This is a genomic window from Agrobacterium sp. CFBP2214 (assembly GCF_030209895.1).
Lineage (GTDB): Bacteria > Pseudomonadota > Alphaproteobacteria > Rhizobiales > Rhizobiaceae > Agrobacterium > Agrobacterium radiobacter.
This window is the reverse complement of sequence record NZ_JARVRC010000004.1, coordinates 80832-103798: the sequence shown is the minus strand read 5'-3', so window position 1 is coordinate 103798 and position 22967 is coordinate 80832. Positions and strand designations below refer to the sequence as shown.

Genomic DNA, 22967 nt, shown 5'->3' with positions numbered 1-22967 from the left:
AAGCAACGACGAAAAGCACCACGGTCAATAACAACTAATGGCCAATCAGGCATCGAGGCCCGCGGAAACCGCAGCGGAAAGCGACCGTATCGGTTTCTTCGGCAAGGTACCCAGCCATGGCGACTTCATCTCCGACGGGCTTGAACGAGAGTTGATCGGGACGTTTGATGACTGGATGAGATCCGGCCTGCACGCCTGCGCGGACACGTTCGCGGGCCGATGGTCCGAAATATTCGCGTCATCGCCTCCCATACGTTTCATCATCGAAAGCGGCATATGGGGAAACTCCGCCTATGCCGGCGTGCTGGTGCCCAGTGCAGACCGGGTGGGGCGAAAATATCCGCTTGCCATCGTTGCCCAGCTCAATAACTTCCGGAAACATCCAAGAACGCTCTATCTCGACGACACCTGGTTCATGGCCGCCGAGGCGCTGGCCGAAACATCCATGACGGGTGATTTCGACATGTCCCGGTTCAACGCCTCCGTCAAAAAACTGCGCCCGCCGAAGCCACGGGAAGAGGATGATGCACCGGACATGGTGCGTAACCGTGTACCGACGAGCCTCTGGTGGCGCATCGATCCCGTCAACCGCCGTGCACGCGGCCTCAAATTTGACGGCAAACCCAAAGCTTCCGATTTCCTGCGCCTCTTCAGCGACATGGCAGGCAAGGGCGATGAGGAAGGTTCAGCACCTGCGCAGGCGCCGGAGAGTGCGAGACAGAAAACCCCACCCACTATTTCGCCCGCGCCCTCAGCCGAACAGCCCACGCCGGTTATCTACAGCTATGCCACGCACCCGGGAACACGGCTCTCCCTGAATGCGGATTCGCTCTTCGTTTCCCAGACGCCTGCCCTCTTCGCCATAGCGGATGGACAGGGGGACACGCACAGCGCCGTGGAAGCGGCGCGTCTGGTCACGAATATTCTTGCCGAGACGCCGGACGCCGAAAATCCCGAAGTGATGGCGCAGCAGATCAGGGGGAAGCTCGGCACGGTCAACAGCCTGCTTCTGTCCCGACAGGCCATGGGCGCCGACGGCAGGCCGATGGCGAGCGTTATCATAGCCTCCATTTTCGGCCGCAGGCTGAGCGTGTTGTGGTCTGGCGACGCGCGTGCCTATCTCCTGAAAAACGGAACCATGCACCAGCTTTCGCGCGATCACGTCGTTGTCGGCATGAAAAAGCAGCTCGCGCAATGTGTCGGCCTTTCCCAGCAATTCCGGCCGGATATCGTCGGGGAAGAGTGGAGTTCGCAGGACAGGCTGCTCCTGTGCAGCTATCCGCTGGTGCAAATCCTGAAGGAGCGCGCCATTGCCGAGATTGTCGGCAACACCCCGATCAAGGACTGCGCCAGCGCCCTGATCCAGGAAGCGCTGATCGAAGACGCACGCGAGAATGTCAGCGCCATCGTGATTGGAAACCGGCTTGAGCAAGGGTAAACAACCGGGCGATGGGCCTGCCTATCCGCAGGTCGCCGAGCGCTTTTCCGATCTGTGGGAAAGCATCCGCCACGATGGCACTGAGGAGAGGTCGGCCGAAGACCGGAAGGATCTGATCGACCAGATCAGGAACGCGCTGGATCGGAAAGTCTCGCATTTTTCCGAGGCAAAACCCGACTGGATTGCCGACAGTTTTTCCCTTGAACGGATTGCCTACGAAAGCGAAAACACGCTGCTGCTGCAAGTGCGGCACCGCGATCTCGGCACCCTTCATGCGCTGAAGACCGTGCCACCAGCGTTGAGAAACGACGCGGCGCTACTGCAAAGATTGCGGGAGGAGGCACAGGTCGGACTGACACTGCGCCATCCGTGCCTGGTGGAAACATCGGCGCTGCTGAGACTGCCCGATGGCCGGCCGGGTCTGTTGCAACCATGGCTGCCGCGGTCATTGGCATCGCTGCGGCCGGTTACCGCATCGCATACGGTCACAATCCTTCGCCGCCTGCTGGAAGGGCTAAGCGCCATGCATGCACGGGGTTATATCCACTGCGATGTCACGCCAGCCAATATTTTTCTGGAGGACGGCGATTTCGAAACAGGTAGGCTTGGCGATTTCGGTATTACGCTGGAGATCGGCCAAAGACATGCGGAACGAGGCATGAGCTTCGCCGCCTCGCGCGAATTTGCGGCGCCGGAACGGATGCGGGACGCAGCGGCAAAGCCGGATCAGGATATATTTTCAGTGGGACGGCTTGCCCGGCGGCTCGCCGGGGCAGACGGGAAGCAGGTCACGCAAAGCTTGGCGGATTTTGCGGACGCCTGTTGCCATGACAATCCCGCTTTGCGTCCGCAATCCGCGATGGAAGCGCTGCAGCTTCTGTAGCGCCCAATCGTCAGTTGCCGCTGCCGGGAAGCGGTGCTGCCGCCGTCGGCACGCTCTTCTGGAACACGGTCAGGAGCTTGGCCGAATCCACCAGCGGCGCGTTGCTGGCATAAAGCACATCACCCTTCTGCATCTGGAAAAGCTGCATGAGGGCAATGCTGGAAGCGTCGCGCATATTGACGTGATAGATTACCGGCCGCATGGTCGTGGCTGTCGCGACCGGGCCTTTCGCGCCCGGTGCCGTTGCAGACGGCACCTGAATAATCTCGTTGCGGAAGACATAGACATTGCGCGCGTCCGCACGGTCATCCAGCAACCCGCCGGCGCGGCCGACAGCCTGCGCCAGGGTGAGTTTTCCGGCTTCGAACTGGAATTCGCCGGCGCTCTTGAAGGCGCCGAGCGCCGTGTAACTCGCCGCATCGCCATCGATCATGATCTGGTCATCCGGCGAAAGTCGGATATTCTGGCGGTCTTCCCGCATGACGCGATCAAGCGGCGCGCTGGCCCTGTGCGAGCCGCGAACAACGGTGACCGTCGCAGCGCCCGGCGCGACAGTCGGGCCGCCGGCCTGATTGAGGGCATCGAGCACCCGCTCCTGCCGGGCGGTGAGCGTTATTTTGCCGGGGTTCTTCACCGCACCGCTGAGCATGACGGCGCTCGTCGGCTTGTCAACGACGGTGACGACGGCCTGCGGGTTCACGGCCGATCCCTTGAGCCCGGCGACGACCTGCGATTGCAGCCCCTCAGGCGTCGAATCCACCACCCGCTGTTTGCCGACGAAGGGAATATTCACCGATCCGCTCTGGTCCACTGTAAAGCGGCCAAGATTGAGCGTCTTGCTTTGCGTCGGGGAGAAAAGTCCGTCTTCTCCCGTATCCAGCACGGTGATGTCGATCACGTCGCCGCGCCGCAATCTCTGGGCGTTGTAACCGGTGTTGCGAAGCGCGGTAAGGCCAGGCCCGGAGGCGCCCTGCAGGCTTCCGGCGGAAACCGTGGCCGCCGGTGCATTCGCCAGTTCGATGACGGGGATTTTTTCGTTGGTTCGTGGGAAAGTCGCAGATCGGATATTGCCTGCGGTCGGTCCGTCAGATGGCTTTGCACATGCGCTCAAAAGCGCCACCAGCAAAACCGCACCCAACTTTTTCATCCCTCATCCCCTCGATGATTCAACCTGACGCAGAGATAACATCCCGACACATCATCGCAACAACTTTAGCGGTTGCAATTTAGCGAAAACTTGTCTTCCAAAGAAAAGGTGTGACCATTCCGCAACCTTTTCGGAAGCGCCCAAAAGCAAACCCCAACAATGTACCGATGAGAAATAGGCAGCGGTCCCGCGCTCGCCAGCATGGGGGATTTTGGATGGAACGGTTTTGCGGTGCGGGAGTTTGTTTTGTGCAAACCCAAGACAGGAGGAAGAACAATGGACCACAGCAATCACGTCCGTCTGGCTGAAACCGAACTCACGCCATCCGTTCTGGAAGGCGCCACCGTTTATGGCGCGGATGATCACAAGGTCGGTAAAGTTGACCATGTGCACGGTGTCGGCGCCAACACGACAGCCATCATCGATGTCGGCGGTTTTCTCGGCATTGGCGCAAAGCCCGTTGCAGTGCCGATCAGCGACCTTGATTTCATGCGCGACGAGGATGGCGACGTCCATGCCGTTACCTCGTGGACCAAGGACCAGCTGAAGGACATGCCCGAACATCGTCACTAAGCCTGTCCCAGCAGACTTCAGAAGCGCCCGGCCATGTGCCGGGCGTTCGTTTATATGGGCCGCTCCCCGCAACACTCCCCTTCGGTCGGCAAATGGAACGCTTGCGCATGTCAGGCATTTTCATGGCGCGCGATAATTGATCGCAAGGCATTCAAGGGGATAACAATTGCACAATCAGGTTCAGGCCAGCCCGCTGAGCATTGACGACGTGACCGTCATCGATGACGAAAAGGTCAAAAAGGCCGTAACGGCCGCAGCCCTTGGCAACGCCATGGAGTGGTTTGATTTCGGCGTTTACGGTTTTGTCGCTTACGCCGTCGGCAAGGTCTTCTTTCCCGAGGCGGCTCCCGCCGTTCAGACCGTGGCGGCACTGGCGACATTTTCGGTGCCGTTTCTCATTCGTCCTCTCGGTGGCATTTTTTTCGGCGCGATGGGTGACAAGTTCGGACGCCAGAAAGTCCTTTCGCTCACCATCATCATTATGGCGGCCAGCACCTTCTGCATCGGCCTCATTCCGGGATATGCGACGATAGGCATCTGGGCGCCCGTCCTCCTGCTGCTCTGCAAGCTCGCACAGGGCTTTTCCGTAGGCGGCGAATATACCGGCGCGGCGATCTTCGTGGCGGAATATGCGCCGGACCGCAAACGCGGCTTCCTCGGCAGCTGGCTCGATTTCGGCTCAATTGCCGGCTTCGTGCTTGGCGCGGGCTTCGTCGTGCTGCTCAGTAGCGCCATGGGGGAAGGAAAGTTCCTAGATTGGGGCTGGCGCATACCCTTCTTCCTTGCCGCACCGCTCGGGCTCATCGGCCTTTATCTCCGCCACGCCGCGGAAGAGACCCCGGCTTTCACCGAACGGCTGCAGCGCGCTGAAGAAGAGGACCGCCAGTCGCTCAAGGAGCGGCCGATGGTGCCGATCGCGGAAATCGCCAGAGAGCATACCCGATCCCTGGCAATCTGCATCGGCATGGTTCTCGTCACCAACGTGACCTATTACATGCTGCTGACCTACATGCCGACCTATCTGTCGAAAACGCTGAATTACAGTGAGGATCACGGCGTTCTCATCATCATCGCTGTCATGGTCGGCATGCTGTTCGTCCAGCCGGCGATCGGCTTGCTGAGCGACCGGATCGGCCGCAGGCCGTTTCTCGCCGTCGGCAGCACGGCGATCCTTTTTTTCTCGCTGCCGGCCTTTCATTTCATTGCCAGCGGTCAGGTGGTGCAGATCTTCTTCGGGCTGCTCATTCTCGCAGTCGCACTCAATTGCCTGATCGGCATCATGGCCTCCACCTTACCCGCCCTCTTCCCGGCCCGCATCCGCTACAGCGCTTTGGCAATCGCCTTTAATATCTCGATCATCGTCGCGGGGCTGACACCAACGGTAACCGCCTGGCTGGTGGAGGTGACCGAAAACATCTACATGCCCGCCTATTACCTCATGGTCGCAGCCGTCTTCGGCATCGTCACGACCTTCTTCCTGAAGGAAACGGCCAACCGGCCGCTCTATGGCGATACGCCGAATGCCTCCAGCCGGAAGGAAGCAAAATCGCTTCTTGCCGAGCAATATCTCCACATCGAAAAAAGTGTCGAGGAGATCGACGAGGAACTCGTCAAGCTGGAGGAGCAGAAGAAAACCCTGCAGGCGAAACGCGAGGAACTCGTTGGCCGCCATCCGGACCTGAACTGACAACTGCGCGTCAAAAAATAAAATGCGCGGCGGTGCATCTTGCACCCCGCGCATCAGGTTTGATGGTTTTCAGCAATGCGCCTTGATATCCGCCGTTGCCTGTCTCAAACGGCGAGGAAACCGCCATCGACGGGCAAGACGGCGCCGGAAATCATCTTGCTGTCGTCCGAGAGCAGCAGCGCGATGCTCTGCGCCACCTCTTCCGCTTCGGCAAAACGGTTAAGCGGATGACGAACCATCATCGGCTGGCTCTTTGCGGGGTCGTTCCAGGCTTCGGCAGCGAGTTCGGTCAACGTGATGGTCGGCGCAACCGCGTTGACGCGGATACCGTGGGGGCCGAGTTCCTTGGCGAGAACGCGTGTTGCGCCTTCAAGCCCTGCCTTGGACGCTGCATAACACAGGTGATCCTGAAAACCGCGATGGCCGGCGATAGACGTGATGTTGACGATGGCGCCACCGCCGCCATTTGCGATGCGGGCGCGGGCAAATTCCTGGCAGGTGACGAGGGCCGCGCGCAGGTTGATGCCCAGCACGGCCTCATAACCCGCATCGCTCATGTCGAGCACGCTTTCCAGCACGTTGATGCCGGCGCTGTTGATCAGGAAATCGCAGGGGCCAGCTTCCGCCATGGCGGCGCGGGTGGCGGCGACATCGGCAAGATCGACACGGATCGAACGTCCGCCGATTTCGCTTTTCAGGCTGTCGAGATCTGATTGCGTGCGGCTGATCGCCACCACTTCCGCACCGCGCGCGGCCATCAGCTGCGCACAGGCGCGGCCGATACCTTTTCCTGCGCCGGTGATGATGACGGATTTTCCGGAAAACTGCATGGAACCCTCGTTATTTGCGGCCGATACGGCCGGATGATCTAAGCTTGTGACGCGTTTCAGGAATGGCTGGCGGAACGAATGGCGCGTGCCGCATTCTGCAGCGCAAGAAACGCGTCGTAACGCCCCTGATGAACCTTTTGAAAATCAGGATCGGGTGTCGCGCAGCTGGCGATACGCGACATCGCTGGCATGGCGGCGATGAGGTCGGGATAGGTTCCCGCAGCAACGGCACCCAGCATAGCCGAACCGAGCAGCACCGGCTCCTCGCATTCGGTCAGTTCAACCGGAAGGCCGGTCGCATCCGCCAGCAATTGCCGGGCAAGCGGATGAGCACCCGCCCCACCGCTGACGCTGATCGTTTCCACAGGCGCGCCGTTGCGGGCCTGCGTCTCGATAATCTGGCGAAGCCCATAACCGAGGCCGAGAAGCCCCGCCACATAAAGCGCGACGAGAGAATCCACGCCCGTCTCCATGCCGTAACCGGCAATGACCGCGCGGGCATGCGGATCGGCGAAGGGCGCGCGGTTACCGAGAAATTCCGGCACCACATGAAAATCCTCGGCGATCTCAGCTGCGGCGGAAACGGAAGCGGCAAGGCCGAGGGCGCGGTCGGCAAGCCAGACCGGCAAGGCTTTGCCATCCTTCTCGGCAAGCGCCTTCGCCTCGGCAGAGGCCGGGTGCAATTGCACCAGGTAATCGATGGCCGCGCCGGCGGCGGACTGACCGCCTTCATTGAGCCATGCGCCGGGAACCATGGCGGAATAATAGGGACCCCAGACGCCAGGCACAAAGGCGGGCTCGGCTGTGGTGGTCATGGTGCAGGAGGAAGTGCCGAAGACATAACCGAGGCATCGCGAGGCGTCGCCACCCGCTGCCACCGTGCCAACGCCGCCGGCATGGGCGTCAATCAGGCCTGCGGCAACGGCGGTGCCTGCAACCAGCCCCATGGCTTTTGCAGCGTCTTCGGTGAGACCCTTGCCCAGCGCCGTGCCGGGGTGAACGACGCTTTCACCGATGCGGCGGAAGCCCTGCTCCGCGAGATCACCAAGCCCGATGCGGGTGAAATAGTCCGCATCCCAACGGTTCTCATGGGCGAGATAGGTCCATTTGCAGGTGACCGTGCAGGCGGAGCGATCAAGCGCGCCGGAAGCCTTCCATGTCAGAAAATCCGTCAGGTCGAAGAAGTGCTCGGCCCGGGCGTAGATTTCCGGCCTGTTTTCGCTGAGCCACAGCAGCTTCGGCGTCTGCATTTCCGGGGAAATACGCCCGCCGACATATTTCAGGACGGCATGCTCGCCCGCATTGATGCGCTCCGCCTGTTCGACCGCGCGGTGATCCATCCAGACGATGATATCACGTTCGGGATGATCGGTAGCGCCGACCGGCAAAGTCTCGTCATCAGCACCACGCACGACAAGCGAACAGGTCGCGTCGAAACCGATGCCGGCAACCTCAGCCGGATTGATACCGGCGCGTGACACGCTTTCCCGCACACTTTCGCAAACGGCCTGCCACACCTCACCACTCGATTGTTCGGCAATGCCCCCATCTTCGCGGTGCATGGTGATCGGGCGCTTGGCGGTGGCGAGAAGCTTGCCCGCGACATCAAAGACACCGGCCCGCGCCGAGCCGGTCCCGACATCGACGCCAACAAGATAGGAAGCCATTTACGATACTCCTCGGAGCGGATCATCCGGTACTTGAACAGATTTTAAGCGGCGGGGGCCGTTTCCGGTTTTCCCGCCGCTCCAGAAGTTTTTAAACGCGGTCGAAGTTGGTCGGCAAGACCAGCATGTCGCGGATGGTGACGGTGCGCTTGCGCGTCAGCATGTAGATGACGGCATCGGCCACTTCGCTCGCATCGATCAGGCTGCCCGATTCCTTGGCCTTGCGGAGGTTTTCCTCCGGCCAATCGGCCAGAAGTGCGGAAACGACCGGGCCGGGAGAAACCTGCGCGACTCGCACGCCGTGCGGGATCATCTGGCGGCGCATGCCCTGCACGAAGCTGGTGATCGCCCATTTCGAGCCCGAATAGACCGGCTCCCAATAGGTCGGGAAATGGCCGGCGATGGAGCAGGTGACAATGATATCGCCGGTCTTGCGCTCGGACATATGCGGCACGACGGCATGAACGTTCTTCATGACGGCGTTGACGTTGAGGTTCAGCATCTTGTCGATGGCTTCGGGCGTCGTCTCCGTGAGATCGCCGCCGATATAGGTGCCTGCGTTGCAATAGAGAATGTCGATATGATCGACCTTCGCAAGTATTTCCGGGATCATGGCGTTGCAGCTGTCGGCATCGAGCAGGTTCGTGACCTGCGGGATGGCGCGGTCGCCAAGCTTGGCCACCAGATCATTCAAGGCTTTCTCGTTCCAGTCGACCATGACCACGGTCGCGCCCTGTTCCAAGAGGGCTTCCGTGGTGGCAAGCCCGATGCCGGATGCGGCGCCGGTGATGACCGCGATCTTGCCTTGCAGCGATTCAGACATTTAGTTCTCCTGCGTTTATGAAGATGTTTCCGGGCCGGCTCAGCGCCACTCGCGCCCGATATAGATGGCCAGTAGGATGATGCCGCCCTTGATGACATCCTGCAGATAGGGGTTGATGCCCATCAGATTGAGGCCGTTATTAAGGATACCGAGCAGCACCGCGCCGATGAGCGTGCCGAGAATGAGACCCCTGCCGCCTGCAATCGCCGTGCCGCCGAGAACGACCGCCGCAATGGCGTCCAGTTCGAAGCCGACACCGGCATTGGGCTGACCGCTCATCAAGCGGCCGGTGAGGATGAGCGCGGCAAAAGCTGCCGTGACGCCCGAGATGCCATAGACCGCAAGCTTGACGCGCTGGGTCTTCACGCCCGAAAGACGGGCCGCCAGCTCGTTTCCGCCAAGTGCATAGACATGACGGCCGAAAGCCGTGCGCTGCAACAGCACCCAGGCGATGGCATAAATAACCACCATGATCACGACAGGCACCGGAACGACGCCGATACGGCCGACGCCGAACCAGGAAATCCAGCTCGGAATACCGCTGACCGGGTAACCGCCGGAATAGATGAGGCCGAGACCGCGCGCCATGCCCATGGTGGCAAGCGTCACGATAATGGCGGGCATCTTGCCCCAGGCGACAAGCGCCCCGTTGAAGATGCCGATGCCGAGACCGATGAACAGGCCAGCTGGCAAAGCAACCGCGGGCGACAGGCCGGTATTCACCATCAGGCCGGCCGACAGCGTGCCGACAAGCGCCATGACCGCACCGACCGATAGGTCGATGCCGCCGGTGAGGATGACGAAGGTCATGCCCACGGCGAGAATGCCGACGACGGAAACCTGCCGCAGCACGTTCATGATGTTGTTGACGCTGAAGAAATTGTCGCTCGCAAGCCCCATCAGGATCGATACGACGATGAGACCTGCCAGAGGCAGAGCAAGTGGCGAACGCAACATGGCGCCGAGACTGAAACCGCCCGTTTTCGCGGCTGTGCCGGTGTTTGCATCAAGCGACATGTTCAACTCTCCCGGTGGTGGCGTTTGTCATTATTGTTTCTGAATTGATGTCTTCGCCCTCGACCGTGGCGACGATGCCGCCGGAACGGAAGACGCAGACCCTGTCGGACATGCCGATCACTTCCGGCAGCTCCGAGGAGATCATGATGATCGAATGGCCCTTGGCGGCGAATTCACGCATGAGCGAATAGATTTCCGCCTTCGCGCCGACATCGATGCCGCGTGTCGGCTCGTCGAAGATCAACACGCGCATGTCATGGTTCAGCCAGCGCGCGATGACGATCTTCTGCTGGTTGCCGCCGGACAGCGTGTCGACGCGGGCAAAAGGCCCCTGCGCCTTCACCTGCACCTGCGCCATGGCCTTCGTCGTGTGCTCCAGTTCCTTTTTGAGATCGAGGAACCAGTGCGCCTTGCGGTATTTGCGGTAATTGTTCAGCGAAATATTCTGCAGGATGGAGAAGCTGGTGATCAGCCCCTCTTCCTTGCGGCTTTCCGGCAAGAGGCCGATGCCGCGCATCAACGCTTCGTCGGGGCCGGAAAAACGCGTGTCCACGCCATCGACCTTGATCTTGCGGCGCGATGCGGAATGCGCGCCGAGCATGGCCAGCACCGTTTCGGTGCGGCCTGAACCGACAAGCCCGGCAAAGCCGAGGATTTCACCCTTGCGCAGCGCAAAGCGCGAGACGGGGCCGCCCTTCTTCAATTGCAGCTCTTCCACTTCAATCACGCTTTCGGCGGAAGGATCGAGCTGCGGCTTCGGCGGGAAATTGGCTTCGATGCGTCGGCCGACCATCATCTCGACGAGACGGTCATTATCGACCTCCGACGTCAGGCAGGAGCCGATCAGTTCGCCATCGCGCAGAACGGTGATGCGGTCGCAGATCTCGAATATTTCCTCAAGGTGGTGCGAAATGAAGATGATCGCCACACCCTGACGACGCAACTCGCGCATGACCTTGAACAGGTGCTCGGTCTCAGACGGGGTGAGCGTCGCGGTCGGCTCGTCAAGAACAAGGATGCGGGCATCCAGCGACAGCGCCTTGGCGATTTCGACAAATTGCTGCTGGGCAACGGAAAGACGATGCACCGGCACGTCGAGCGGCACATCCACGGCCAGCCGGCTCATGATCTCGGCCGCGCGCTTGCGCATCGCGCCCTTGTTGAGAAGGCGCAGCGGCCCGCGGATTTCGCGGGCGAGGAACATGTTTTCCACGGCATTGAGATAGGGGATCAGGCTGAATTCCTGAAACACGATGCCGACGCCGGCGGCAATCGCCTCATCATAATTGGCGAAGCGGCGATCCTTGCCGTCGATGCGGATCGTCCCCTCCGAGGGCTGCAGAATGCCGCACAGGATCTTCATCAAAGTCGACTTGCCGGCGCCGTTTTCGCCTAGAAGCGCATGCACCTCACCGGCGCGCGCCTGAAGGTCGACGCCACGCAGGACTTCGATCTTGCCAAAGCTTTTTCTTATTCCATTCAGTTCCAGCATTTCACCCTCCTCGATGGTCGGGACTGCCCCGCCCCCGCACGAAGCGGGGACGGGACCTGGGAGGAGTTCTTACCAGCTGAACTCGCCGGCGTTTTTGCTGTCAACAACCATGACGTCGATCGGCACTTCCTTCGGCACGACGCGTGCGCCCCACTTCTGGGCGAGCGCCATGGCAAGACCGACACGAACCTGGTCACGCGGGAACTGCGCGGTGGTTTCGATGAAAGGGCCACCGTCGGCAATTGCCTTCACCGCTTCCGGCGCACCGTCTACCGAGGTCAGCTTGATGTCCTTGCCGGAACCCTGGATCGCAGCGAGTGCACCCATCGCACCGCCATCGTTGACCGAGAAGATACCGGCGAGGTTCGGACGCGACTGAATCATGTTTTCGACGACGCCGAGAGCAACGGAGCGGTCCTGACGGCCGTTCTGCGTGTCGACCAGCTTGATGTCTGCGAATTCTGCAAGAGCCGCCTTGCAACCTTCGACGCGCTGCAGGATCGGCACGACCGGAATGCCGTCGAGGATAGCAACCTCACCCTTACCACCGAGGGCTTCACCGAGATATTTGCACGACTGGTAACCCGCGTCGCGGTTCTTCGAGCCGACGAAGGTGTCGACCGGGCCATTGGCGTTGGCGTCGACGGCGACGACAGTCACGCCGGCAGCCTTGGCAGCGTGAACGGCGGCTTCGATGCCGGCGCTATCGGTCGGGTTCAGGAGCAGGATGTCGATCTTCTGCTGAAGCATGTCTTCAACATCGGAAATCTGCTTTGCCACATCGTGGCCGGCATCGGTGACGACGACATCTGCGCCAATGCTTGCGGCGGCTTCCTTCAGGGCTTCCTGCATCGATACGAAATAGGGGTTGTTCAGTTCCTGGAAGGTCATGCCGATCTTCAGCTTTTCCTGCGCCAGCGCCGGAGCGGCCATCATTGCAATTGCGGCTGTCGCCATCAGAAACTTGGATTTCATTTTCATCTCACTTTTCCTCCCGTTTGGAAAGTTGGGGCAACAGGTGCCCGGTTCCGGACAGCCCTCTGCCCGAATTGGTAAAAATCGGCGATGTGTCGCTGGTTTACTCCGCCATGACCGCTGCCTTCTGGGCTGCGAATATGGTTCGGAACCTCGACGGCGACATTCCCTTCAGTTTCAGGAAATGCCGGTTGAAATTCGAAAGGTTGGAAAAGCCCACATCGTAGCAGACCTCCGCCACCTTCACATCCTGATCCGCCAGGAGCATCTGGCAGGCAAGATCGATGCGTAACTGATTGCGATACCGCACCAGCGTCGTTCCCGTGTGGCGCTTGAAGGCGCGGGAAAAGGCGCTCGGGCTCTGACCCACCATGTCGGCGAGATCGATTTCCTCAACCTGCTCGGTCAGATGCTGGCGCAGATGCGACAGAGCACGGTTGATGCCGCTGTCGCCGATGCCGGTCAGATCCAACTCGTAGCTAAGGCTCGCCAGCACCTCCGATGTCGGGGCATTGACCAGGAGATCGAGAATTTCCCAGAAAAGCGCCAGACGCGTCAGTCCCTGCGCTTCGATCAACCGGAGGATCAGCGGGCGGACGCGGTCGCTCGTCTCATCATCGAAAAGAATGCCGCGGCGGCTGCGATCCAGGAGGCCGCGCACCACGTCCATTTCCGACATGGAAGTGCAGGCATCCTCGATAAAGCTCTCCGGAAACTGGATCACGAGGGAACGTGTCGGCACGATTTCGTCCGGCTCGATCTCGCTGATCCAGTTCTGGGGGAGATTGGGACCGGTCATGATGAGCTGACCGGGGCCGAAGCGGCCGACGAAATCACCGATATAAAACGTGCCCGATGTGGCGACGACGAGGTGGATTTCGTATTCGGGATGATAATGCCAGCGCACGGTGCGGAACGGATAGCCATGCCGCCAGGCGGCGAAGGATTCGCCCTTGCGGATGTGCACCAGTTCCAGATCGGGCTGCATCATGGTTCCTCCCATCAGTCGCGTCCGCCGTATTTGCGGACAGGAGCCATTTCCTCTTTATGGCTCGTCCCAGGCGTTGATGAGGAGCATATGGCGGGCGGCTGCGGTACATCCACATCACGCCGAAGAAATTACCGATACTTTTTTGACTCTTTTTTGTCGAAAATTGAAGAGTCGCCCGAAAGGGCTGACCATAAACGCGGCGATGGGGCCGATTTTTCCGCTCAATTTGGCGTGATGCGCTCAAACAACGCGCAACCGGAAGCGATTTTCGTTGAAATTTTGACGTGTAGCCTGCCGGATGCCGGCAAGCTACACTCATACTTTTCCGCAACGTCTCTGCCGCTCAATCATCAGCGGCTGGCTTCGTTCGTTACTGCGGCATCACGATCTGCAGTTTCACATCCGTTTCCAGCGCTTCCACCGCACGGTCGAAACCGGCGATGCTATCTTCGAAGGGGATGGTCGCGGAAATCAGCGGCTTCAGGTCCACCTTGCCGGACGCGATGAGCGCCACGGCGCGGTCATAGACGTTGGCATAGCGGAAAACCGTCTCCACCCGAAGTTCCTTGGCCTGCAGGCCGACAATATCGACCGGAACCGGATCGACGGGCATGCCGACCAGCACGATCGCACCGCCCGGCCGCGCCAGCTTCGCCATGCCAAGCACGGCGGGTGCGGCGCCCGAGCATTCGAAGACGACATCGCAACCCCAGCCGTCGGTCGCAGCCGAAACGGCCTCTGCGAGATTGCGTTCGCGAATGTTGACGGTTTCGATGCCATCATAGGAGCCGATGATATCGAGCTTCGGCTGGGCAAGATCGGCAACGATGACCTTCGCGCAACCGCCGGCAAGTGCTGCGAGCGCCACCATCATGCCGATCGGACCTGCACCCGTTACCACGGCGATATCGCCCGGCTGGATACGCGCCCGCAGCGCCGCCTGCATGCCGATGGCGAAGGGTTCGACCATGGCGCCTTCGGCAAAGGACACGTTTTCGGGCAGCTTGTAGGTGAAGGCGGCAGGATGAATGACCTCAGGCGTCAGGCAGCCATGGATCGGCGGCGTCGCCCAGAAGCGGACAGCCGGATCGACATTATAGATGCCGAGCTTTGCGGCGCGCGATGTCGGATCGGGAATGCCGGGCTCCATGCAGACGCGATCACCAGCCTTCAGGTGTGTTACCTCGGCACCGGTTTCGATCACCGTTCCAGACGCTTCGTGCCCGAGCACCATGGGCGCATTGACGACGAAATGACCGATCTTGCCATGGGTATAATAATGGACATCAGAGCCGCAGATGCCGACCGTATGGGTGCGGATAAGCACATCCTTCGGCCCGAGTTCACCGGATCCTGCTCCACCGGGAATATCAAAATCCCTGAGCGAGAGCTTGCCTTTTTCTTCCAGCACCAGTGCCTTCATCTCATCCTCCGTGGTTTGCGATACGCCTGGCAGCGAGTTCAGCAAGCGTGATGGCGTGCAACATCGGCAAAAGTAAACAGAAATCGGCCGGATCGGCCGGTTTTTCTTCGCGACGGAAAAACTGTATCGAGGAGCCTGCAATTTCTCATCATCCCCAGTGCGGCGCGGCCTTTGAAGGTGAGGAAAGACGGCATGATTCGCCGCCGCATTCCGCGATCTTCACCCGCTCCCAAGCCTGCCGAGCCGGCGAACCAAATCGCTCACATTTTTTCGCCGGGCAAGGCGCTCGCCTGCCGCACCCAGTCGGCAAACTGCGTTTCATCAAACGCACCCTCATGGATATCGAGGTAACGAACCTTCGGATGTTTGGAGGTGCCGGGTGGCAAGGGTTGTAAAGATACGCCGTTGAGAAAGGTCACTTTGATATATTTCGTAAAACAGTGAAGGCTGAGAAACCAGACATCGTCTTCCATGCCGTAAAAGGGCGAATTCCACTTCACGGCCTTACGCACACCGGGCACGAGGCTTTCGATCAGCGCATCGATACGTGCTCCGACCGGACTTTTCCAACCCGGCATGGCGGCAATATAGGCCTGCACCGGGCCGTCGCCATATCCCTTGGCAATCTGCGGATTGCCGCCCGAAAGAAGTGTCGGCGCAGCAGCGTACGGCTCGGTTTGCGCGATTTCGGCAGATTTACCCGGCTTCTTTTCGACCATCTCGGTTCCCTCCCGGTATTACGCGGCTCCTGCTTTTTTTTCCCAAGCCTCGATGCAAGCCTGCCATAAAAAGCGGCCACAGTAAAAAAACTATATTTTATGTGCGTGCTCATGCTTTACGCCTTGGAGAGCATATTTGAGGCCGAAGCGTCGATGTGTCGGCGTGGCTATCAAAACGCTGACGAACTAGACCGTGCCAATCGCCCGGACTTGCACGCCATTCGATCAATCCAAAAAAAGCGCAGGCTGCGGCACCCTGCCCGAGGCCTAGGCGCGGAGGGCGGCGGCTGGAGACTGACGATAGGCGAGCAAAGCCGGTATCGCCGAAAGAACCGCGGCAAAGCCCAGCAGGAACAGTGCAAGACGCAAATCTTCGCGGGTGAAGCCAACCGGCAGGATGACGCCGCTTTTTGCGGTAAAGAGTTGTGCGCCGATATGGGCAGCGCCCAATCCGACCAGAAAACCGATGCCGACACCGAGCACCACCAGTAAAAAAAGCTCCAGCCAGACGATGGCGAATACCGAGCCGCGCGGCGCGCCGAATGCCCGCAATGCGCCGATCTGCCTGCGTCGTTGCCCGACATGGATCACCGTCACCAGCACCAGCGCCGCCGCCACCAACCCCTGCGAACCGGCGGCAACCGCGCTCAGCACCATCTTGGCATCGCCGAGCGTCGCATAGAGACCCGTCAGAACTTCGCCCGGGAAAACGCCAAGCGTATTACCGGTCCGGTATTCCTGCCGCAGGCGATAGGCGTCGGCGATCGTTTTGGGCTTGACGAGAATGGCCGGCAGGCCGGGCGTGCCCTCGCCGAAAGTCTCCACGATTGGCGCATCCGCATCGATGCCGCCTTGATGGTCAGACTCCACATGCGCCGAAGTGGCTGGGCCGAGGGCCAAAGCATGCTTTTGTCGCTGCGAGACCACCAGCTGAACAGCGGCTTCGGCATGATCCGCCTCGCCTTCGGCATGCGTATCACCATCTTCGTGATGTTCTTCGCCTTCATGGGCGTGATCGTGACCGTCCCCGTGGTGATGTTCTTCATCATGCGCGCCCGCATGGCCATCCTCATGCCCTTCATCATGGCCATGATCATGACCGAGACCATGGACGTGCCACACGGCCTGTATCGGCACGAGAATGGCGCGATCCCAGGGCGTGCCGGTGGGCTGCAATTTGCCAACGACTTTATAGGCGATCTCGGTATGGGTGTGGCCGCCGGTCTCGGCGGTGCCGTGCATCGGCTTGATCTCAGCAGCGAGAGACAGATCGACGGCAGCCCCGAGTATGGCTTCGCCTTCCAGCGCGAACATCCTGCCCTCGGCAAAACCTGATGTCGTGTTGCTGACGAGGCTCATCGTCGTGCCGACTATCGGGTATCCGGCAAAGGAATCGCCAAACCCGACAGGTGCCGCCCAAGCAACGCGCGGATCGGCGGCGAGCTTCGTCAGAACAGCGCCGTCCACAAGCGGCAGCGGTGCGGCCTGCAGAAAAATGGAGGAAAGGATCAACTGGGTTTCGCTGCCGGCCGCGCCGATAACGAGATCGAATTTATCGGCGGCACGGGCGCTGCCGAGACGCAGCGAACGCTCCTGCAGCGTGACCGCAACGCCAAGCGCGGTGGCAAGCGCAACCAGGAGAACCACGACGATGCCACCCAGCCAAAGACGGCGCAGGTCGGCAAGGATGAAACCGATCATGCCGCAATCTCCTTCCGCTCGGTATCGGCGACGATACGGCCGCCGCTGAGGGTGAGACGCCGGTCGAGGCGGCCGATAAGATGCTGGTCATGGCTGGCGACGATAAGCGTGCTGCCGGTGCTGGCCGCAACGGAAAGCAGGAGATCACCGACAGCCTCGCCGCTTTCGAGATCGAGGCTTGCGGTCGGTTCGTCGGCAATGATAACGCCGGGACTGCGCAGCAGCGCACGGGCGATAGCGACACGCTGCATTTCACCGCGCGACATGGTCTCAACGTGCTGCCCCGGGCGTTTGAGGCCGACAGTCGCAAACAGGGATTCCGCGCGCTTCATGAGGTCCGCATTTGCCGCACGCGACAGGCGGGCGGGCAGCAGGATATTATCCAGCGCGGACAAGCCGGGAAAAAGATGAAACTCCTGCATGACGAGGCCGATATTGGCGGCCCGCCAGCGGTCGCGACGGCCCTCGGGCAAATCCGCAATGTTCTCTTCCCCCCAGACAACGCGGCCGGCCTGAACACGCTCAAGGCCGGCGATGATGTTGATGAGGGTGCTTTTGCCCGAGCCGGAACCACCCGTCAGCGCAACGCGGCTACCGGCAGCGATTTCCAGACCGTCGAGAACGAGAACCGGCGCTGACAAACCGGGAAAGGATACGGCAAGATCATCTATCTTCAGGGACAGCATGGTCTCAAACCGTCGCGTATTCTGCCTGGCGGATGCGCAGCAGGCTGACAAAGCCGGTATCCGGATCGGTCCAGGAACCCGTTTCCAGCGTGCCGCGCACTTCGATTGTCTGGCTCGGCTGGGTAAAAGTCTGTTTTTCGCCGAGATAAACGACGACGATGTTGTCCGGCCAATCTGCATCCGTGGAGCAGAAGGGGCAGATCGACATGGGGATTTCGGTCAGCACGAAAAACTGCGCTTCGGCCTTCAGCGGCGGCGCCATGAAACCACGCATGGCGATCTCCTTGCCGTTCAACTGCTTGACCTTTTCGGAAAACTCCAGCCCGAGGACGCTAACCTTGCCATAGAGTTCGTCGAAGGTGATGTCGCTGTTCGCCTGCGCGCGCGTGCCGGCGGCCAGCAGCGGCAGACCGGCAATGAGACCCAGGGTCTGACGACGGTTGAAGTGCGCCCGATCAGCCTTGCTCATGACCATTCTCCTTCTTGAAAAGGTCTGCCATCGTCCCTCGTCAGAATGGACGATGAAAGACCTGAAACTATTGTGAGGGCACGCGATAGCGGCGTGCCCTCACAACATTCATATCTTAGTTGGTCTGCTTGGCGCCAAGTGCGAAAGCTTCGGCGAGACCCTTGTAGACGTCGCTCTGTTCCATGTAGCCACGGAAGCCTTCGGCGCCGGGGCCTTCAGCCTGCAGAACGACATCATCCACCGCGTGGACGCCGCTATCCGAGCTTTTCGGAATGATGCCGGGTACGAACACAGCACCGGGAACGTCCTTGTACTGCTCGTTGGCGACATATTCCTTCTTTTCGTTCTGGACGGCCGGTGTGAACGGGCCATCAAGCTTCGGACGGAAGGTCTCGTAATGGTCAGGACCGTTATTGGCGTTCAGGAACAGACGACGGGAAACGTCGACCTTATCAGGATAACCGTCACCGTCCTTGTCTTCATAGTTCGGGAAGCCGGCCTCGGCATAGGTGCCGACCTTTTCGCGCATTTCGGTACCCGGCTTGTCATCATCGACGGTGCCGATGATGGAAACGCCATGCGTATGGTCGCCGGTGACGACGATCAGCGTATCGGGGTTCTTCGCGGCGAATTCACGGGCGACACCGACGGCCTTGTCGAATTCGATCGTGTCGACGACAGCGCGATCCCAGTCAAGCGGATGGGACATCTTGTCGACGTTGGCAGCTTCGACCATCAGGAAGAAGCCGTCCGGGTTCTTCGACAGTTCGCCGAGCGCAACCTTGGTCATTTCAACGAGGCCCGGCTGATCCGGGAACTTCGCCGTGGTGCCCTTCTTGAGGAACTCGCGGTCGAGCGCTGTGTCCATGTTGCCGGTGTGGAACAGGCCGAGGATCTTGCCGGTGTTGGTGCCGGCGGCCGTGGCGAGTTCCGCCTTGCTGGTCGCCAGCGTGTAGCCAGCTTCCTTGAACAAAGCGATATAGTCCTTGTCATCCTTGCGCTTGGAACCCGCCGTCGCCTGCGGCAGGAAATAAGCGGAGCCGCCGCCGAGGAGGACATCCGGCTTCACGTCGAACAGCATGCCGTTGATGTCGGCCTTGTCGCCGCGCTTGCGGGTGTGGGCAACGACGGCAGCCGGCGTGGCGTCCTGCAGTTCGGCGGTTGAGATGATGCCGATCGACTTCTTGGTCTGGCGGCGCAGGGCTTCCGCGATCGTTTCGACCTTCGGATCGTCGAGCGCGGCCGGGGTGCGGTCGGCATAAACGCCAATGGCGTTCACGGCGGTCTTGTGACCGGTCATGTAGGCTGACATGGTGTTGGCGCTGTCGGTGGCGACGGCGTCGGTGGCGGAGGTGCCGATGAAGGCGACCGGCGGCACATCATCCATGTTGAGGCGGCCATTGGCCTTACCCTCGGTCATGCCCTTGGACATGATGCGGGCAGCAGTGCGGTGAGCGACGGACAGGCCGTCGGCGATCAGGAAGATGACGTTCTTGGCTTTTGCCTGGGCCGGCGTGCCATAAACGGTCCAGGTGATCGCCTTGGTTTCGGAACCGGCAGAAACTTCGACCTTGTAGTCACCGGCGCTGGCGAGCGTGACCCCACGCAGGATGACGGCCGATCCAAGGACCTTGTCCTTGTTCTTTTCTTCGGCGACGAACTCGGCATCCTTGCCGAGAGCGGCCTTGTAATCCTGGCCGTTGACGGTGATCTTGACGTCTTCCGGCTTTACGACGGAAGCGAACTCGACTTTGAAATCGAACGGCGAACCGGTCAGGATCGTAGCACGATCAAGCGGATAAACCTCGGCAGCCTGGACGGCGCCGGCAAGAAAGGTCGTGGCGACCAAAGCAGCAACGATTTTGCGCATATTCCCCTCGCGAAACGTGTGAAAACCACACTTTCTCCTAGACCCGCGATATGACAGTTGCATAACTTGCAGGCAGCATATCCGGGCTCATGGGAAATTCGCGGGGGACGGTTTCAGCACGCCGTCCTCCTCCGGTCGCCGCGCGGCGCGGCAACCCTCTATGATGCGTTTCTCTCCGAGGGGGCCAGCGGATATCGAGCCTCGACGAAATTGTCGGGCGTATGCAGAGATGCTGCGGGGCCGAATGATCGGGCTGCCCGGCGCGCATGGGCAACCGTGTAAAGCCCGGTTCAGTCTTTCCTGATCCGCAATCCCTCCAGAAAGGCCCGGAAGCTGCCCACGGCCCGTTTCGAGGTCATTTCGGGGTCGTCGGAATTGGCGATCCACTGAGCGGCGGCGCTGCTTGCCGCGTTGATGAAGCGGGCGCATGCCTCCGCATCGATATCGCCGATGGTGCCTTCTTCCTTCAGGGCATCGAGGCTTCGCGCGACTGCCGAGATGCAGCCGTTTGCATTTGGCCAGCGCGACGGATCGCCGAGCACCGCCGGCCCGTCACGAAACATGATCCGCTGGATTTCCGGTTCGAGAGCCATGCGCACATAGCCGAGATTCTCCTCGACAAAACCTTCCCACCGGGACTCGGCCCTCGAGGAGATGTCACAGAGCCTCTTCGTCATTTCCGCATCGATTTCGGCCACCACCGCCAACAGCAGGCCTTTTTTGTCGCCAAAATGGTGATAGAGCGCGCCGCGGGTGAGACCGGCCTCGGCGGTGAAGTCATCCATCGACGCTTCCGCATAACCGATGCTGCCAAAGGCCTTGCGGCCGGCAGCCAGAAGCTTCGTCCGCGTCTCGGCAATCATTTCACTGCGAGGTTTGCGCATTTTTTCTCCATTTTCCACATACGACGCGTATATTAGTTGACATACGCGCCGTATGCAATTATCTCATTCACATACGCCACGTATGTATGTGGTGAACACCCTCTGAACAAGGTGCATCCCGATGGCTAATCCATACAGAGAAATTTTCCGGGCTCCAGGCGCAAAAGGCTTCTCCGCCGCCGGTTTCTTCGCCCGCCTTCCCATTGCCATGGCCCCGATCGGCATCGTCGCCATGCTTTCGCAAACCCATGGCGAATATTGGCTGGCCGGCGCCGTCTCCGCAACCTTTGCGCTGACCAATGCCGCCGTCTCCCCACAAATCTCCCGGCTGGTGGATCGCAAGGGGCAGAGCAAGGTCCTCATCCCCGCCACCATCGTCTCGGTCATCGCCTTTGCGGCGCTGATTATCGCGACAAACCAGAAATGGCCGGCCTGGACGCTGTTCCTTTCCGCCTTCCTCGCCGCTGCCATGCCGAGCATTCCGGCCATGATGCGCGCCCGCTGGACGGAAATCTTCCGCGACCGGCCGGAACTGAACACCGCATTCGCCTTTGAATCCGCCGCCGACGAACTCGTCTACATTTCAGGCGCCTCGCTTTCCGTCGGCCTGGCAGTCTCGCTCTTTCCGGAAGCGGGCATGATGATCAGCACCACCTTCCTGGCGCTCGGCACCTTCGCTTTCCTTCTGCAACGTTCGACCGAGCCCAAGGTACGCCCGGTTGAAAGCGGTCGCCGGCAGCGTTCGGCCATCTCCCTGCGTCCGGTCCAGATCATCACGCTTGCGCTGATCTTTGTCGGCTCCACTTTCGCCACTGCCGAGGTAAGTGCCGTCGCAATCACCAAGGAACTTGGCCAACCGGAAGCCGCCAGCCTCGTCATCGGCGTCTATGCCATCGGGTCCTTCGTGGTCGGCCTCATTCTCGGCGCGCTCAATCCCAAAATGCCGCTGCAACGCCAACTGCTGATCGCCGTCAGCGTGCTTGCACTCACCGCTCTGCCGCTGCTTGTCGCCAGCACTTCTGTCGCCCTTCTGGCTTTTGCCGTTTTCCTCAGCGGCGTTGCAATCTCTCCGATCTTCATCACCTCATTCGGCCTGATCGAGCGCCGTGTGCCTGAATCGATGCTGACGGAAGGCGTGACCTGGGTGATGACCGGCATCGGTATCGGCATGGCGCTCGGGGCATTTCTCTCCGGCTGGGTCATCGATAATTTCGGCCCGGATAACGGTTTCTGGGTGTCAGTCGCCGCAAGCCTTTCGACCGTTGCCATCATCACGCTCGGTCAGCGCAGCCTCTCCGGAGATCGCGAAAGATCCGGCATAGAGGCCGTGGCGCAGCCCGCCGAATAACAACCTTTACTCGTAGTCTGCCTCATTCATCGCGGTAATTGATATTTGCGCAGGAAAGGTCACAGACCAATCTATAGTACAGCGATTGTTTTACTTTGCTGTCGCCCCGCAAGCATGATACCGGCAACATTGATGGCCGATGATATCATGCCTGCGGGGCGATCCTGCTTATCGACGCCGTCGCTTCGCATATTCTCGAATTCGGCACCGACTGCTGCATCGTTCGACACTATCTGCTGGCCGGAGATGAAGCGGCCTTGCCGCCCGCATCTGCGAGAACCTGCGCGAAAATGCCGTGGGCCATATCTTCCTCCGGGCCGAGAATTGCCGATATGACATCGCCG

At 60.3% G+C, this 22967-nt stretch carries 20 protein-coding genes; 5 read left to right on the top strand and 15 right to left on the bottom strand.

The window, feature by feature from the left end; all coding sequences use genetic code 11:
* Positions 1-37: 37 nt before the first annotated feature.
* Positions 38-1438 carry a type VI secretion system-associated protein TagF gene (gene tagF / locus QRN60_RS13040; RefSeq protein ID WP_111792889.1) on the top strand — a complete coding sequence of 467 codons (1401 nt, stop codon included), beginning with the start codon at positions 38-40 and terminating at the stop codon, positions 1436-1438.
* A complete protein-coding gene (locus tag QRN60_RS13035; protein WP_111792888.1) occupies positions 1425-2321 on the top strand; it encodes a protein kinase domain-containing protein in 897 nt (298 codons plus the stop codon). Before tagF ends, QRN60_RS13035 begins: the two co-directional genes overlap by 14 nt.
* A gap of 10 nt (positions 2322-2331) precedes the next feature.
* On the opposite strand, the gene QRN60_RS13030 is transcribed toward QRN60_RS13035, so the two are convergent.
* On the bottom strand, positions 2332-3468 hold the full coding sequence (locus tag QRN60_RS13030) for a polysaccharide biosynthesis/export family protein (protein ID WP_111792887.1): 1137 nt from the start codon (positions 3466-3468) through the stop codon (positions 2332-2334).
* Between the two features lie 276 nt (positions 3469-3744).
* Between QRN60_RS13030 and QRN60_RS13025 the strand changes: the two genes are divergently transcribed.
* Together QRN60_RS13025 and proP are read left to right on the top strand one after the other, a co-directional pair.
* Positions 3745-4041 carry a PRC-barrel domain-containing protein gene (locus QRN60_RS13025; protein ID WP_003504518.1) on the top strand — a complete coding sequence of 99 codons (297 nt, stop codon included), beginning with the start codon at positions 3745-3747 and terminating at the stop codon, positions 4039-4041.
* 166 nt (positions 4042-4207) lie between these two features.
* Positions 4208-5728 carry a glycine betaine/L-proline transporter ProP gene (gene proP, locus QRN60_RS13020; protein WP_162695595.1) on the top strand — a complete coding sequence of 507 codons (1521 nt, stop codon included), beginning with the start codon at positions 4208-4210 and terminating at the stop codon, positions 5726-5728.
* 104 nt (positions 5729-5832) lie between these two features.
* On the opposite strand, the gene QRN60_RS13015 is transcribed toward proP, so the two are convergent.
* From QRN60_RS13015 to QRN60_RS12950, 14 genes are all read right to left on the bottom strand, one after another.
* Positions 5833-6558, bottom strand: a complete 726-nt coding sequence (locus QRN60_RS13015) for an SDR family oxidoreductase (RefSeq protein ID WP_003504515.1) — start codon at positions 6556-6558, stop codon at positions 5833-5835.
* A gap of 56 nt (positions 6559-6614) precedes the next feature.
* Positions 6615-8225 carry an FGGY-family carbohydrate kinase gene (locus QRN60_RS13010; protein WP_111834955.1) on the bottom strand — a complete coding sequence of 537 codons (1611 nt, stop codon included), beginning with the start codon at positions 8223-8225 and terminating at the stop codon, positions 6615-6617.
* Positions 8226-8316: 91 nt separating this feature from the next.
* Positions 8317-9048, bottom strand: a complete 732-nt coding sequence (locus QRN60_RS13005) for an SDR family oxidoreductase (protein ID WP_003504511.1) — start codon at positions 9046-9048, stop codon at positions 8317-8319.
* Positions 9049-9087: 39 nt separating this feature from the next.
* A complete protein-coding gene (locus QRN60_RS13000; RefSeq protein ID WP_020813000.1) occupies positions 9088-10065 on the bottom strand; it encodes an ABC transporter permease in 978 nt (325 codons plus the stop codon).
* A complete protein-coding gene (locus QRN60_RS12995) occupies positions 10055-11557 on the bottom strand; it encodes a sugar ABC transporter ATP-binding protein (protein WP_020813001.1) in 1503 nt (500 codons plus the stop codon). Before QRN60_RS12995 ends, QRN60_RS13000 begins: the two co-directional genes overlap by 11 nt.
* Before the next feature lie 69 nt (positions 11558-11626).
* Positions 11627-12538, bottom strand: coding sequence for an ABC transporter substrate-binding protein (locus tag QRN60_RS12990; protein WP_020813002.1), 912 nt, complete (start codon positions 12536-12538; stop codon positions 11627-11629).
* A gap of 97 nt (positions 12539-12635) precedes the next feature.
* Positions 12636-13520, bottom strand: coding sequence for an AraC family transcriptional regulator (locus tag QRN60_RS12985; RefSeq protein ID WP_003504503.1), 885 nt, complete (start codon positions 13518-13520; stop codon positions 12636-12638).
* Between the two features lie 373 nt (positions 13521-13893).
* Complete coding sequence (locus QRN60_RS12980) at positions 13894-14946, bottom strand: NAD(P)-dependent alcohol dehydrogenase (protein WP_111834956.1); 1053 nt, start codon at positions 14944-14946, stop codon at positions 13894-13896.
* A 260-nt stretch (positions 14947-15206) separates the two neighbouring features.
* Positions 15207-15665: a DUF1801 domain-containing protein gene (locus QRN60_RS12975; RefSeq protein ID WP_020813005.1), complete on the bottom strand. Its 459-nt coding sequence runs from the start codon at positions 15663-15665 to the stop codon at positions 15207-15209.
* A gap of 267 nt (positions 15666-15932) precedes the next feature.
* Complete coding sequence (locus QRN60_RS12970; RefSeq protein ID WP_020813006.1) at positions 15933-17366, bottom strand: ABC transporter permease; 1434 nt, start codon at positions 17364-17366, stop codon at positions 15933-15935.
* On the bottom strand, positions 17363-18052 hold the full coding sequence (locus QRN60_RS12965; protein ID WP_020813007.1) for an ABC transporter ATP-binding protein: 690 nt from the start codon (positions 18050-18052) through the stop codon (positions 17363-17365). The genes QRN60_RS12970 and QRN60_RS12965 overlap by 4 nt, the downstream gene beginning before the upstream one ends.
* A gap of 4 nt (positions 18053-18056) precedes the next feature.
* Entirely contained in the window at positions 18057-18521 is a 465-nt protein-coding gene (locus tag QRN60_RS12960) for a hypothetical protein (RefSeq protein ID WP_003504497.1), read from the bottom strand.
* Between the two features lie 115 nt (positions 18522-18636).
* Positions 18637-20391 (bottom strand): alkaline phosphatase, encoded by a 1755-nt coding sequence (locus tag QRN60_RS12955; protein WP_111834957.1) that lies wholly within the window; start codon positions 20389-20391, stop codon positions 18637-18639.
* Between the two features lie 290 nt (positions 20392-20681).
* Positions 20682-21275 carry a TetR/AcrR family transcriptional regulator gene (locus QRN60_RS12950; RefSeq protein ID WP_020813009.1) on the bottom strand — a complete coding sequence of 198 codons (594 nt, stop codon included), beginning with the start codon at positions 21273-21275 and terminating at the stop codon, positions 20682-20684.
* Between the two features lie 121 nt (positions 21276-21396).
* On the opposite strand from QRN60_RS12950, the gene QRN60_RS12945 reads away from it, so the two are divergent.
* Positions 21397-22623 (top strand): MFS transporter, encoded by a 1227-nt coding sequence (locus QRN60_RS12945; protein ID WP_020813010.1) that lies wholly within the window; start codon positions 21397-21399, stop codon positions 22621-22623.
* Positions 22624-22967 lie beyond the last annotated feature (344 nt).